The following is a 13,983-nucleotide window of genomic DNA, read 5'->3' on the forward strand; positions in this document are numbered from 1 at the left end:
GACGGTGAGCCGCAGAGATAGGACCTGCCAGAAGAACTAGTGCGGCCGCCACGAAGACTCGATCCATAGACCTAACGCCTGAATTAAGCCGACCCACGAAGCGGGTTCGGCTTGAATGAATTGTTAGGGCGCAGCAAGCCGGCCACTCCCCTAGCGCCGATCACGACGCTCTGAACCCGTAAGTCGCTGAACGATCTTCTCCCGGAAGCCGTCTACAAGAATCGCTCCAATAAGTAGTGCCACAACTCCAGGCGCAAAGAACCAGAGCGAAAAGTCGTAGCCGAATACCGGGAGCCCAACAAGCGCGACACCCAGCGCTACTAAAGCTAGCCCTATGTACCCAAGAATCATTTCTTGTGCGCCCTAACGCCTGAATTAAGCCGACCCGCGAAGCGGGTTCGGCTTGAATGAATTGTTAGGTGCCAGCCCGAGACGCCACAAAGGCCGCCGCTGCAGGCACCACGATCTCCTGGATAGACTCTGCACCAGTCAGAGCGACAGAACAAATCTCTGCCAAGTCAGATGCGGTATCAGACCCCAGGCCATAGTGTGCTTCCGCATGCAGCAGGCTGGTTAGCAGGTCACCGGGGTAAAGCTCAGCCTCAAGGAGCGGTTCGACGGTGAGTGCGCCGATGGCAAGTGGAGCCAGATGAGCTACCCCAATCCCCTGCCGCAAGCAGAAGGCGAGATCGCCTTGCGAAAGATCGGATAGCTCGCACTGCCACAGTGAACGAGCCCGATCGCTTACGCCGGATCCGACGTCCGGGCGACTGGCCAAGCTTGGGTCAGCATCGATCAACCTCATGGCACCTAACGCCTGAATTAAGCCGACCCGCGAAGCGGGTTCGGCTTGAATGAATTGTTAGGCACCATAACGCGGCGCCTCCGAGCCCCAAGTTACAGCATTGGAACTTACGTCAAGGCCGGCAACTCGCCTTAGCTCTTGCCATGGGGTGCTTGAGGTTTCGTACTCGATGATCTCGTAGGTGCGGCCGCAGGTTTGCCAGCTCGTGCAAGGTGCAACGTTTGGACGTTGGTCCCAAGGAATAGCGGCCAGCCGCCCTAACTCTGCCCAGGCTTCGTCGAGCGACGCGTACTCGCCGATCTGCTCGGCGTGGCTCTCGTCCTCGATTACGAAACACTTTGACATGGTGCCTAACGCCTGAATTAAGCCGAGCCGCGAAGCGGCTTCGGCTTGAATGAATTGTTAGGCCGCGCGTCCACGGAGCCCAAGCTGCAATAGCCTATCCCTGAGAATTTTGAAGGCCAGCCATCCAAATATGATGGATATCGCAGCATACGGCCATGCTTGATGGAAAGAGAAGAACGCATGATCTTTGTATGGTCCGCTACCCGCAACTGCCTGATAGAGCAGAAGCAGAACCCCTAGCAGCGCACCAAGTGCCACCAGCGACCAAAGAACGGTCATAGTCCAGTAGCGAATCGGTGCGGTCTTTCGCTTCAGGACGATGCTACCCATCACCCAGACGCGACGTGTCTCGACTGCGCCGGCGACCAAGTCAATGAGAAAGATGGCTAGGAAGAGAAGTGACAGAAATCGAAACATTGTCTCCGCGGCCTAACGCCTGAATTAAGCCGACCCGCGAAGCGGGTTCGGCTTGAATGAATTGTTAGGCCCCAGCCAGCGCTGTGACCGACTCGACTGTGATGCTGCCATTGAACCCCTCCGCAATGCACGCCGCGATAGCGTCCGAGAACTCGCCCGTCAGGGCAGAACCATCTGCGTCGTAGTCGTTGTCCGCTTGCAGCAGCAACCGAAAGCCGGCCCAAGAGCACTGAACGTTCTGGTGCCAGGGCCGGTGCATGAACTCCTCAGCGATGTCACAGGCAGCGGCAGCGCCGACCTGCTCAGGAACTCCACTACAAGCAAGGACTATTCGATACATGGGGTCTAACGCCTGAATTAAGCCGACCCGCGAAGCGGGTTCGGCTTGAATGAATTGTTAGGTGCCCATCGGGAAGAAGGTGAAGCCTTGGTTGGGCTTGCGCTCCGTCTCCGCGGGAACCTCATCAATGTTCTCGAAGTACACTTTTGCATCTTTCATCCGATACTTAGGCGCAACAGCTAGATCCGGATCATTCCGTAAGAGTTCTACTACCAGCATCTCTGCCTCTTCTGCCGAGGCTGCGTCCACAAAGCGTGTGGTGTAGAAGCCGGCCGGCTGCTTGCTCCCTATCAGCTTGCCAGGAAAGTTATCTCCGCGAATGAAGCAACGAAAGACTGGCATGGGCACCTAACGCCTGAGTTAAGCCGGACCGCTGCGCGGCACGGCGGAGTGGTAAACGCTACCACTTAAGCCGAGCCGCGAAGCGGTCTCGGCTTGAACGAATTGTTAGGCGGCACTACTCGAACGTCATCTCGAACGGGATGGTAATAGAGCGAAGTTTGCCAGAAGGTTCGTAGCGCCACGCTTTTACTGCTTGAAGAACAGCCTCTTTCCAGGCTGGATGCCCGGAAGCCGAAACAACAACGACGTTTGCAACGGTTCCGTCCCTTTGGATCGTGAGTCTGACTACTACATTTCCCCGTCTGAGCTCAGTAATGCGAGGAGCTTGAGGAGCGGGGCAAGAGATTGTCTCAGGATCGAGACCAGTGCACGTGGTCGCTTTGCCGGCCAAAGAACCGGCTGAAAAAAGTGATAGAGCCGAGAAGCCGGTAGCTGCGAGCCACTTCATGTGCCGCCTAACGCCTGAATTAAGCCGACCCGCGAAGCGGGTTCGGCTTGAATGAATTGTTAGGGCCATTGAAGCGAGGGTTTCGCCAGAGTGCAATGAACCAGAAGACAAGCCCTCCGCCCGTGGCGAGAAGCAGCGAAAACAGAGTTGTTGACAGCCCATTGAGCAAGAAGTCCTCCCAAGTTGACGTTGAGAACCACAGGAGAAGAAACAAGCTGGCGGCGGCAACTCCACCCATGATGGACTGCCACCAAGCTAGCCAACGTCTACGGATGAACAGCCAGATTATCGGAGTGCCGAAAAGAAGCATTACGGAGTAACTAATCACCAGCATTAGCCTGAACCACCACAGGGTATAGGTGTCATATGGTGGAACGAGGTGGGGAAGCTGAAGTATCAGGGGCGTTAGTAGCGCACCTAGAAAAACTCTGATCATGGCCCTAACGCCTGAATTAAGCCGACCCGCGAAGCGGGTTCGGCTTGAATGAATTGTTAGGCCTCTCCACCGGAAAGGCCCGCCACCACAAGCTTAAGCCTTGAGACCGCCTCAGTGGAACCGAAGCGGCCGGCCGCGCGATAGCTCTCATTTGCCGCATCCGCGTCCGAGCAGGCCTTGGCAAGAATGGTCTCCGCCACTGTCTGATGGAGGGCAATGCGCGCGGCGTACCTGGCCAGCACGGCTTGACCTGCCTGATCCGACTCGTGGCCGTCCAGGGCAAATGACCAATAGAAGTTGTCGTACTCGGCGCAGAATTCAGCGAACGACACGTGTCCAGCAGCACACTCGCGCACCAGGTCATCAGAGCGATCTAGTGCCGCAAGGAGATCAATCTCTGTCGGGTACGAGTTCATGTCTTGAGAGGCCTAACGCCTGAATTAAGCCGACCCGCGAAGCGGGTTCGGCTTGAATGAATTGTTAGGGGGCAAGCCGGCATCAAGCCAGGCAGCGTCAAACTGTGCTGCAGACATGACGCTAATCTTGTTGCTCAAGTCCACTAGCTGCGAGTCAAACAGGAAGATCGCCGGCGGGATGGGCGCTCGGTGTACGGGCATGTCAGCGTCATCAAAACCTATCTCGCGCAACACGGACCCGTCAGCGCCGCACTCTGTGACGATATGGGAGAGCCCAAATCTCTCGATGCCCTCGATCTCGCTCTTGCCCCAGCGCAGATAGATCATCCTTGCCCCCTAACGCCTGAATTAAGCCGACCCGCGAAGCGGGTTCGGCTTGAATGAATTGTTAGGCCGACGGCCCGTGAGAAACAAACTGCAAAGGCTCTCTTTGCAAGGACCATTCTGGCAGATAGACGCGGCCGAATGGTGGGGACAACAGCATGACGCCAGACTCCTCAACACCGATTGCCTGCATCTCCGCCGGCGTACGGACGATCAGCTCAATGGTGCCGGGTGTCTTCCCGTTCTCTAACAGTACGGAGTCTCCGATCTTCATGGTCGATCCGTCTGAGTAAGTAAACATGTCGCTTCCCGTCGCGGCCTAACGCCTGAATTAAGCCGACCCGCGAAGCGGGTTCGGCTTGAATGAATTGTTAGACGTGCCTATCACAGACTCCCGCCCGAGGCCGCGAAACGTATCAGCAGAAAGGCTAACAGCACAATGGCAAGAGTAAGGGCGCATATGGCTAAACCCACGAGGAGCTTGAGATTGGTTGCCAACTGGCGCCACTTGCTTGGCTGGAGAAAATGAAACACCCAGAAGGGCCACCACTCACCACCAGATGGTGAGTCAATTTTTTTGTGAAGATCGGGCATTTCTCTAGATATGCGGCCAGCTGAAGCCGTGGCCACTATGAAAGCGACTGCAGCAGACATCATGGCAGCAATGAGGACCATCATGCGTCGGTTACGAACCCCCTCAGTGCACGCCTAACGCCAGAATTAAGCCGACCCGCGAAGCGGGTTCGGCTTGAATGAATTGTTAGGCCTCAGTCGACATGGCTGCACGCCAAGCGACTGTCGCCTCTTTGATGCCGGGCAAGCTATCAAAAGCGCGGGTATGGCGCTCGTGGTAGCTCGTTGGGTTATGTCGCACAAGCCTGGCCAGATCTGCAGCGTAGACCGTACCTCTACAAGAGATCTGCTCCGACTCTTCGGGCGTGAGGTGCAAGTCGACGGAGTACAAGCCAACCGTGCCACATAGGACAGAAAGGTATAGATCACCATCGTTGTCGAAAAGCATCCACGACCCGGACTCTTCTGCGATAACTCTCATGAGGCCTAACGCCTGAATTAAGCCAACCCGCGAAGCGGGTTCGGCTTGAATGAATTGTTAGGTGCTGACTCAGGAAAGTCCATCAGCTGCTCCAAGCTAGGTGGCCGGCGACCAAAGTAGATAGAACCAGAATCAGGCACATCGTGCAAAGCCAGAAGCTAATGCACTGTGGAGCGGTCCGTAGCGCCTTGTTGGTGATCAGGGCATAGCCTGCGGCCGGAACAACAACAAGCATGAAAACGGAAGACAAGCCCATAAGAATCAGAAGCGGGCCTCTGAAGGGAGTGCGGAAGTCTAGGGCGACCAAGCTTGCCAGCGAGATAAGCCAAGTTCCCGATAGAGTGAAGAGCAAAGGTCGGCATCCCGACCATGGCGCGCATATCCATATCAGCACCTAACGCCTGAATTAAGCCGACCCGCGAAGCGGGTTCGGCTTGAATGAATTGTTAGGTGTCACGATCTGACCTCGAGAAGCCTCTCACCGCGCTGCCTATCAAGTAGATGCCGATTGCAGAGAACACCACCATCGCAAAGATCGCCGGGTATCCGTAGATACAGGAAGCTCTGCATATTGCAGCTTGCTCTGCTTTGAGTGATTGCCCGAAAGCTAGTAGCACTAAGAAAAGGCACCCTATCCCAGCAAGTAGGGCGGTGGCGTGGCCAGCAGGTGTTCCCTTCTTTGGTTGGGTCATCGCGGAACTCCAGTGACGCCTAACGCCTGAATTAAGCCGACCCGCGAAGCGGGTTCGGCTTGAATGAATTGTTAGGCCCCATCCGACGCCCCCGGCGTACGGAAGGCCGAGCGGAGCCAGCCAGCTCCAAACAACGTCAGTACGGGACCAATGCCAAGAGTTAGGAGGCCGCCGGTGTATTGAGGCTCTCGCTCCACGAAAGTGTTGTATAGAACCCAAGCGACGATACTCAAGCCAATGCCAGCACAGGCCAGCCCGAATAAAGCCTGCGGCACCCCCATTAGTATGCCGAGGGTGTGGATGAAAGTCCCGCGGCTTTGAGTGCTGCGGAGCTCACGCCCAAGATCAATCCAGTAGAGCACCACCAGGGGCAGACTGGCGAGGAAGAGTAGGAAGAAGAACCCGTTCTGGGTAAGCCCTACGAGCAACAGCGACAGAGGCATTGTCGCGATTGAAGCTCCGAGTTTTATCGCGGTCTTTCTCATGGGGCCTAACGCCTGAATTAAGCCGACCCGCGAAGCGGGTTCGGCTTGAATGAATTGTTAGCGCCCGCACCGCGATCTATGCGGATGCGTGCGCCATTGATGATGGTGGCATGGAATGGCTCTCCTCGATAGGTGAACCGGAACGAGCTAGGGGACGACCAGCTAGAAAAGACGAAGCCGGACAACTCCCCCTTGAATCCAAAGTGCTCAGCGAATGCAGCCAAGTCGACGGAACGAGAGGCTGCCACCTTGCTGCAGCACCCCTCAAGGCCTGTGGTAAGCGTCTCAAGAACCAAAGACTGATAGATCTCAGAGCGATAAACCACTACGCGTAGCGACTGTGCCTGAGGCGAATTGGGAGAATCAGTATCTGCAACCGAAGGAAGTGCTGCGCTGTCGCCAGCCGACATGAACTCGATGGCCGCATAGCTCGCTTTGGCTGTCACAGGGGTCAGCGAGGACTCGAATGCTTGTGCCGCCGCTAGGCAAGGCGCGAGAAGAAGGGCTGCTAGTAAGAGTGCTCTCATGGGCGCTAACGCCTGAATTAAGCCGACCCGCGAAGCGGGTTCGGCTTGAATGAATTGTTAGAGCCCATGTTGGAGCGGCTCACGCACCGCACTTGAACTCCGCCGCAGCTACCGCCTTTTCACTAGCCTCCAGCGATCTTTCTCTTGCGGCATCTGCATTCTCCTGGGTCGGCTCAGACTCCGCTTTGTCCAAGGCATCTTGCGCAATATCTGCGGCACGATCCGCCTCATCAATAAGCCGGTCAGCTCTTGCGTTGCAGCTCTCGCCGGATGCCACACGATTGCCGTCAACTTGCGTTGCGCAGGATGCGAGTAGCAACAAGTTGATGCTCAGGAAAATTCTCATGGGCTCTAACGCCTGAATTAAGCCGACCCGCGAAGCGGGTTCGGCTTGAATGAATTGTTAGGCGGCTCACGCATGGAACGCAAGCGCCAGAACTGGAGCTTGACCAGCCTCAACGCGTCGCCAGTTGACGAAGGCGGCGCACTCGACAAGAGCGGAGAATAGATCAGGTTGGCGAAGCTTGAAGTCTTGAGCGTGGTCAATAACAAGCGACAGCATCTGGCCGGAATCAACGTGCACAGTGGTCATGCCTGAGCTTGGATCATCCAGATATGAAAGACAGTCGATCCAGGCGTCCATGTTGCGGCCGTAGAAGGATGGGAACCCAAACGCCGTAGTGAATACGGAATGGAAGGACTCAACGTCCACGATGCTGTTTGCGTCAATTCGCATCATTGCTTCCGAGCAGCCTAACGCCTAGTAGACCCCAAAAGCGGGGAATAACGCAGAGTATTCAGCCGCGTGCTCTGGCTCGTCAACGGAGGATCTTTCGCACTATCAACCGCTTGGCCGTGATGTTTCTCTGAAAGAGCACGATCTGGCCACGGAATATCCGCCAATGATGCGGCGATAACGGTTTATCACCCTGCTTCCGGGGCGGTATCGGTGTCCTGATCGGGAGCGGGTTGAGGGGGGGCAACGTGATGGGCGGCCAGGAACGCTCGAAGTGACGCCGGCTTCACCGGTTTGGTCAGCAACCGATAGCCGCGCTCGCGGGCTTCGCGCTTCAGCTCGTCGCGACCGTCGGCGGTGAGCAGGGCGCCGGCGATGGGGCCGGGGCTGGCGGCGCGCAGGGCGTCGAGCGTGGCCAGGCCGTCGAGGCGGTCATGCAGGTGGTAGTCGACCAGCATCACCGCGGGATGCTCGGCGATCTTCTCCAGCGCTTCGTCGACGGTGGTGGCGGAAATGACGTCCACCTGCCAACGCCCCAGCAGCGCACGCATGCCATCGATGATCTCGCGGTCGTTGTCCACGCAAAGCACGCGGAGGCCTGCCAGCGAATCGCTTGCCAGGGCCGCACGGCGTGAGGACGTGCGGCGCTCGCTGACCTGGGTGCCGCGGGGCACCACGATCGAGAACATGCTGCCGCGGTCCACCGTGCTGCGCGCATCGAGTTCGTGCTGCAGCAGGCGCGAGATGCGCTGGCAGATCGACAGGCCCAGGCCGAGGCCGCGCTCACCCCAGTCGAACGGCTGCTGGTAGCGGTGGAACTCATCGTAGATCTGCCGCATGTGGTTGTCGGGAATACCCGGCCCGGTATCCCACACCTGCAGCACCACCTGATCGCCGCGCGCGCGCATACCGATCACGATGCGGCCCTCGCGCGTGTAGCGCAGCGCATTAGCCAGGAAGTTCTGCAGCACCCGGCGCAGCAGGCGGCGATCGCTACGCACTGGAACGGCGCGCGCGTGAACGCGCAACTTCAACCCACGGCCGGCAGCGACGGGTGCGTACTGCGCGGCCAGTTCGCGCAGGAGTTCGCCCGCATCGAAATCGGTGATCTGCGTCTGCAGACCGCCGGCGTCCAGTCGCGAGACGTCCAGCAGGCCGTCGAGCAGTTCTTCCGCCGCGCGCAGCGACGCATCCACGCGCTCGGCCAGATGTTGGCGCTCCTGCGCCTGAGCATCGGCGCCTTGCTCGCTGTCGCGCAACGCGCTGACGAAAAGGCGCGCTGCATTGAGCGGCTGCAGCACGTCATGGCTGATCGCGGCCAAGAAACGCGTACGCGACTGCTGCGCGTGCTCGGCGGCCTGGCTGCGTTCGGCGACGCGCTGCTCCAGCGTCTCGTTGGTTTCCAGCAGCAGCGATTCGGCGAGCTTGAAGTCGGTGATGTCGTTGTAACTGGTCACGTAGCCACCACCGGGCAGCGGCTGGCCGCGCATCTCGATCACCTGGCCATCGGCGCGGACGCGCTCGAAGATGTGGGGCGAACCGGCACGCATGTAGCGGATGCGCTTGTTGATCTGCGCATCGATGTCGCCTTCGCCCAACTCGCCGCGCTCGGCGTTGTAGCGGATCAGGTCCGCCACCGGTCGGCCCACGTATAGCATGCCCTCCGGATAGCCGAACATCTGCTGGTAGCGCCGGTTCCATGCGACCAGGCGCATCTCCGGGTCCACCACGCTGACGCCCGCGCTGATGTTCTCCAGCGTGGTGGAGAGAATCTCGCGGTTGAAACGCAGTTCCTGGCCGGCCTGGTCGAGCACCGCCACCACTTCGCCCAACTCCATGCCCGACCCGCGCAGCACGCTGGTCAGCACGATGCGGGCAGATGCTGCGCCGATGGCCGCCGCCAACAAGCGCTCGGTGAACTGCACCCAGGCCCGGTCGGCGGGTGCGTTCGGTTGCAGTTCGCGCTCCAGCAATTGCGCCTGTTCGGCAAAGGCGCGACGGGCATGGCGCTCGCCGACGACGCGTTCGGCCAACGTGCGCAGATCACCCACGCGCACACTGCCGGGCCATTCGCCCGCGACCAGCGCGGGACGCTGCGCATACGGATCGAGAAAAGGCGCGGCGCGCAGGCGCTCGTCGACGCCGGGACGCGAGCGCGCCGACACGATCATCATCGCGCCGGTGTTGACCAGCAGCGACCAGAACGTGCCGTGCGTCAGCGTGTCCCAGCCGCTCAGGCCGAACAGCTGCTGTGGCCGCAGCCACGTGATGCCGAACGGTCCGCTGTGCAGCCAGTGCATGTCGAACCAGCCGGCTTGCGTCATCGTGGGCAGCAGCAGCGTGTAGATCCACGTGGCGAAGCCGAGCACCATGCCGACCTCCACGCCGCGCCGGCTGGCGCCGCGCCAGTACAGGCCACCGATCAGGCCTGGCGCGAACTGCGCCACGGCCGCGAAGGCCATCAGGCCGTACGAGGCCAACGTGCTGTCGTTGCTGCTGCTGCGGTAGTAGGTGTAGGCCGTCAGCGCCAGCAGCAGGATCGCCACGCGGCGGATCCACAACACGCGCGAGGCGACGTCGGCTTCCGCATGGTGCTCGGCCCAGCCGCGACGCAGCAGCACCGGCATGATCAGATCGTTGCTGACCATCGTGGCCAACGCGATGCTCGCCACGATGACCATGCCGGTCGCCGCCGAGAAGCCGCCCACGTAGGCGACGATGGCGAGCGCCGTGCGGCCTTCGGCCAGAGGAAGCGCCAGCACATAGCTGTCGTCGGCTACGCTGCTGCCGCCGAACAACGCCACGCCTGCCGCCGCCACCGGCACCACCATCAGCGAGAACAGCGCCAGGTAGCCACCGAACAGCCAGCGCGCCTTGCGGATATCGCCCACGTCGCTGCATTCCACCACCGCGACGTGGAACTGGCGCGGCAGGCAGACGATGGCGAGGAAGCCGAGCAAGGTCTGTGCGATGAAGCCCACCGGTGGCGCGTTCTCGAACAGCGTGCGTGCCGAATCGGTCACCCGGATCTCATTGCCATCCAGCCACAGGTAGGCGAATACACCGACGGCGATCATCGCCACCAGCTTGACCACCGACTCCAGCGAGATCGCCAGCATCATGCCGTGGTGATGCTCGGTGGCGTCGACCTGACGGGTGCCGAACAACGCGGCGAACAGCGCCATCAGCAAGGCGACGTACAGCGCCGGATCGGTGAAGAAGCCGTGCGCGCTGTCGCCGCCTTCGCCGCTGAGTACGCTCAGGCTCATCGCCACGGCCTTGTACTGCAGGGCGAGGTAAGGCACCACGCCGATCAGCGCAATCACCGTGACCAAGGCGGCCAGACGCCGCGAGCGACCGTAGCGCGAGGAGATGAAGTCGGCGATCGAGACAGTGTTCTCGCTGCGCGCGATCAGCGCCAGCCGCTCGATGATGCGCCAGCCGAACAGCAGCAGCAGGACCGGGCCGAGATAGATCGGCAGATAGCCCAGGCCGTTGCGGACCGCGCTGCCGACCGCGCCGTAGAACGTCCACGACGAGCAGTACACGGCCAGCGCCAGGCTGTAGACCACCGGGCGCAGCCACGGGCGGTCGGGGTACATCGGGCGGCGGTCGCCCCACCACGCCACGCCGAACAGCAGCGCGGCGTAGCCGATCGACACCAACAGCAGGATCCAGCTGGAAACCAACGCCCTCTCCCCGGCGCTTACGCCGTCGCCGAGTGTACTGCGTGGCGTGCGCTCAGGTGGCGTCCGGTCCGAGTAGTCCGCGCACCGCGGTTTCGGCCTGGCCGCGCAATTCGGGGATGGCGATGCTCTCCCACACGCAGCCGATGCGCAGGCTACCGAGGATGAACACCCGTGGCTGCGACTCGCCGCGCGCATCGACCATCCGGCCATCGCGCGCAGCCTTCAAGCCGATGCCGTGCGGTCCGGCTTGCGCATGGCCCTTGCCGAGCAGGTCGTGCAGCAACGGGCTGCGCATGGTCTGCGCGCGCATTTCCACGCCGGTGGCGTTAACCACATAGTCGACGTCGAACTCGTCGATACGGCCGTCGCGCGCGTGCGTGCTGACGCGCAGGCGAGGGCCTTCGGCCATCACCGTATCCAGCCGGCCCCGATGCAGCCGCAGCTGGCCGCGTTCGACCAGCGCCTGCAGGCGGGCATGCACCTCGGGCGCGATGCGGTGGCGGTGCACGTCCCACTGGCGCACCACGTGGCGCAGGAAACGGCGCTGGTCCGGCACCGAAAGCGATTGCCACAACGCCTGGACGTGCGGGCGGATGCGCTCCATCGCCGATTGCCAGGGCAATCCGTCGGCCACCGCCTGCTTTGCCGCGTTGCGCAGGAAACGCATGCGCGTGCGCAGGTCCATCGCCTGCAGCGGTGCGGGGTCGTAGGTGGCGGCCGGTCCGTGGCAATGCGGGAGCGGCAGCAGGGCGTGCCGCGAGAGCACATGGATCGTGCCCGCGTGGCCGTTGTCGGCCAGGCTGAGCACCGTGTCGACCATGCTCAGGCCGGAGCCGACGATGCACAGGTCGGTGTCGGTCGGGATCGCCTTGATCGCATCGAAATCCCATGCGGCCAGCGAACGGCCCGCCGGCAACTGCGGCGCGCCGCGCGCCGGCAGCGGTTTGGGCGTATTGCCTACCGCCAGCACGACGCCCTTCGCATGCAAGGCGCCGTGCGTTTCGAGGCGCAGGGTCGCGCCATCGGCCTCGGGGTCGAGTTCGGTGACACGGTCGTGCATCACATGCAGCGTCGCCGGGCTCGCCGCGATGGCTTCGCCCAGCCTGACGCGTAGGTACTCGCCGTAGCGCCGGCGCTCGATGAACGCATGCGCCAGCGTGTCGCGATCGGGGCCGCCGGGCGGCGTGGTGGCCACGACGTAGTCGAGGAAGTCAGCGGGTCGGTCGTCGAACGCACTCATCCGTGCGGCCGGCACGTTCAACACGTGCTCGCCATGCGTCGTCGCGTAGGCCACGCCCTGCGCGAGCGTGTCGCGGGGCTCGATCATCACGATGCGCAGTGGCGCGGTGGCCTGGCGCAAGGCCTGCATCGCGACCAGCACGCCGCCGGCGCCGCCGCCGATGATCGCAAGGTCGCAGGGCGGCAGCGGGGCGGTCGGGGTGTCTTCGCTCATACGCCCATTGTAGCGAATGCCCCGCGTCGTCCCTGCCAGACGGCTACATCAGCGAGTCCGCCAGTCGCGCGATGCCTTCGCGGCTGCGCTGCCAGCCCGGCCGCCGCTGCCATGCGTCGGCCTCCACGACATCGGCGTGCGCCAGGTAGTCGGCTTCGATGGCGCGGATACGGGCCACGACACCGGCGTCGTAGCAGACCAATCCGATCTCCGCATTCAGCGCGAACGAACGGATATCCAGATTGATCGAGCCGACCAGGGCGATATCGTCGTCCACGGTCAGGTGCTTGGCGTGCAGGAAGTGCGGGCGATACAGCGCGATCTTCACCCCGCAGGCGAGCAGCTCCGCATAGTAGGACTGCTGCGCCCATGCCGTCAGCGGCTGGTTGTTGGTGGCCGACAGCACCAACTGCACGTCCACGCCCGACAGCGCCGCGATACGCAACGCGCTGAGCGTGGCATCGTCCGGCACGAAATAGGGCGTGGTCAGCACCACCTTGCGGCGTGCCAGATGGATCAGCGCATTGACGGTGTCACGCGCGTTCTCGAACGGATACGCAGGCCCGCTGGGCAGCAGTTGCGCGGCAACATCCTGCGGCTGCACCGACAGGTCCGGCTGCACCTCCAACCGCTCGCCGGTCTCGATGTACCAGTCGCTGGCGAACACGCCTTCAAGATGCGACACCACCGGCCCCTGCACGCGCGCGACGAGTTCGCGATTCGGGTGGCCGGGAACGAACGTCGCATCCGCGAGGTTCTGCGACCCGACGTAGCCGATGCCGTTGTCGATCACCGCGATCTTGCGATGGTTGCGCAGGTCCATGCGGCCGCTGCGCCGCCAGCGCAGGCCGCCGGGGAGCATGTCGTGCACGATGACGCCTGCCGTGCGCAGTCGCGTGCGATACGCGCGAAGACCGCGCTTGGCACCGACGGCATCCAGCAGTACGCGGCAGGTGATGCCGCGCGCAGCGGCGTCGCACAGGGCGGAGGTCACCGCTTCGCCGACGGTGTCATCGAACATCAGGTAATACAGCAGATGGACCTGCTGCTTCGCCGCGCCGATGTCGTCGAGCAGCGCGCGCAGCGACGCCTCGTAGTCGTCCAGCAGCGCCACCGCATTGCCATGGGTCGGCATGAACGCGCCCTGGCGTTCGATCAGCGGCGCCATTTCGGCCGCGGCACCGTCGTACGGGGTCCAGCGCAGTGCGCTGAGCGGGCGCTGCTCTTCGCGGATCACATCGGAAGCGCGGGCCTGCCGTGCGACGCGTTCGCGCGACAGCCAAGGGTGCCCCAGCAGTAGGTACAACGGCAGGCCGAGCAGCGGCACGAACCCGACCAGCAGCAGCCAGCTGCGCGCGGCGGCCGGGGTGGTCCGGCTGGGGATCCACCACAGCGCCGCCAGCCGGATCAGCCAGTCGATGATCAGCAGGGCGGTGCCGAAGGACCACTCCATGCGGCGCTACCGTCGGAAGAG

The 13,983-nt window shown here is 61.9% G+C and carries 11 protein-coding genes; all 11 read right to left on the bottom strand.

Annotation, left to right across the window (positions count from 1 at the left end):
- Positions 1-1,964: 1,964 nt before the first annotated feature.
- Positions 1,965-2,249 (bottom strand): hypothetical protein, encoded by a 285-nt coding sequence (locus BM365_RS17845; protein WP_139227414.1) that lies wholly within the window; start codon positions 2,247-2,249, stop codon positions 1,965-1,967.
- A 940-nt stretch (positions 2,250-3,189) separates the two neighbouring features.
- A complete protein-coding gene (locus tag BM365_RS11570) occupies positions 3,190-3,549 on the bottom strand; it encodes a hypothetical protein (RefSeq protein WP_093489722.1) in 360 nt (119 codons plus the stop codon).
- A 24-nt stretch (positions 3,550-3,573) separates the two neighbouring features.
- Entirely contained in the window at positions 3,574-3,876 is a 303-nt protein-coding gene (locus BM365_RS11575; RefSeq protein WP_093489724.1) for a hypothetical protein, read from the bottom strand.
- Between the two features lie 61 nt (positions 3,877-3,937).
- Positions 3,938-4,147 carry a hypothetical protein gene (locus BM365_RS11580; RefSeq protein ID WP_139227415.1) on the bottom strand — a complete coding sequence of 70 codons (210 nt, stop codon included), beginning with the start codon at positions 4,145-4,147 and terminating at the stop codon, positions 3,938-3,940.
- A gap of 110 nt (positions 4,148-4,257) precedes the next feature.
- A complete protein-coding gene (locus tag BM365_RS17850) occupies positions 4,258-4,551 on the bottom strand; it encodes a hypothetical protein (protein WP_139227416.1) in 294 nt (97 codons plus the stop codon).
- A 1,139-nt stretch (positions 4,552-5,690) separates the two neighbouring features.
- Positions 5,691-6,104: a hypothetical protein gene (locus tag BM365_RS11590; protein WP_139227417.1), complete on the bottom strand. Its 414-nt coding sequence runs from the start codon at positions 6,102-6,104 to the stop codon at positions 5,691-5,693.
- A gap of 606 nt (positions 6,105-6,710) precedes the next feature.
- Positions 6,711-6,977: a hypothetical protein gene (locus BM365_RS17855; protein ID WP_139227418.1), complete on the bottom strand. Its 267-nt coding sequence runs from the start codon at positions 6,975-6,977 to the stop codon at positions 6,711-6,713.
- 66 nt (positions 6,978-7,043) lie between these two features.
- Positions 7,044-7,367 (bottom strand): barstar family protein, encoded by a 324-nt coding sequence (locus BM365_RS11595; RefSeq protein ID WP_217645170.1) that lies wholly within the window; start codon positions 7,365-7,367, stop codon positions 7,044-7,046.
- 188 nt (positions 7,368-7,555) lie between these two features.
- Positions 7,556-11,056, bottom strand: a complete 3,501-nt coding sequence (locus BM365_RS11600) for a hybrid sensor histidine kinase/response regulator (protein WP_093489735.1) — start codon at positions 11,054-11,056, stop codon at positions 7,556-7,558.
- 52 nt (positions 11,057-11,108) lie between these two features.
- Entirely contained in the window at positions 11,109-12,509 is a 1,401-nt protein-coding gene (locus BM365_RS11605; RefSeq protein WP_093489737.1) for an FAD/NAD(P)-binding protein, read from the bottom strand.
- A gap of 43 nt (positions 12,510-12,552) precedes the next feature.
- A complete protein-coding gene (gene cls / locus BM365_RS11610; RefSeq protein WP_093489739.1) occupies positions 12,553-13,962 on the bottom strand; it encodes a cardiolipin synthase in 1,410 nt (469 codons plus the stop codon).
- Positions 13,963-13,983: the final 21 nt, after the last annotated feature.

Origin of the sequence: Pseudoxanthomonas sp. YR558, assembly GCF_900116385.1 — a bacterium.
In the GTDB taxonomy this organism is placed as follows: domain Bacteria; phylum Pseudomonadota; class Gammaproteobacteria; order Xanthomonadales; family Xanthomonadaceae; genus Pseudoxanthomonas_A.

Coding starts and splice junctions, on each gene's coding strand:
- BM365_RS17845 (WP_139227414.1), bottom strand. CDS start 2,249: ATGCCAGTCTTTCGTTGCTTCATTCGCGGAGATAACTTTCCTGGCAAG.
- BM365_RS11570 (WP_093489722.1), bottom strand. CDS start 3,549: ATGAACTCGTACCCGACAGAGATTGATCTCCTTGCGGCACTAGATCGC.
- BM365_RS11575 (WP_093489724.1), bottom strand. CDS start 3,876: ATGATCTATCTGCGCTGGGGCAAGAGCGAGATCGAGGGCATCGAGAGA.
- BM365_RS11580 (WP_139227415.1), bottom strand. CDS start 4,147: ATGAAGATCGGAGACTCCGTACTGTTAGAGAACGGGAAGACACCCGGC.
- BM365_RS17850 (WP_139227416.1), bottom strand. CDS start 4,551: ATGATGGTCCTCATTGCTGCCATGATGTCTGCTGCAGTCGCTTTCATA.
- BM365_RS11590 (WP_139227417.1), bottom strand. CDS start 6,104: ATGAGAAAGACCGCGATAAAACTCGGAGCTTCAATCGCGACAATGCCT.
- BM365_RS17855 (WP_139227418.1), bottom strand. CDS start 6,977: ATGAGAATTTTCCTGAGCATCAACTTGTTGCTACTCGCATCCTGCGCA.
- BM365_RS11595 (WP_217645170.1), bottom strand. CDS start 7,367: ATGCGAATTGACGCAAACAGCATCGTGGACGTTGAGTCCTTCCATTCC.
- BM365_RS11605 (WP_093489737.1), bottom strand. CDS start 12,509: ATGAGCGAAGACACCCCGACCGCCCCGCTGCCGCCCTGCGACCTTGCG.
- cls (WP_093489739.1), bottom strand. CDS start 13,962: ATGGAGTGGTCCTTCGGCACCGCCCTGCTGATCATCGACTGGCTGATC.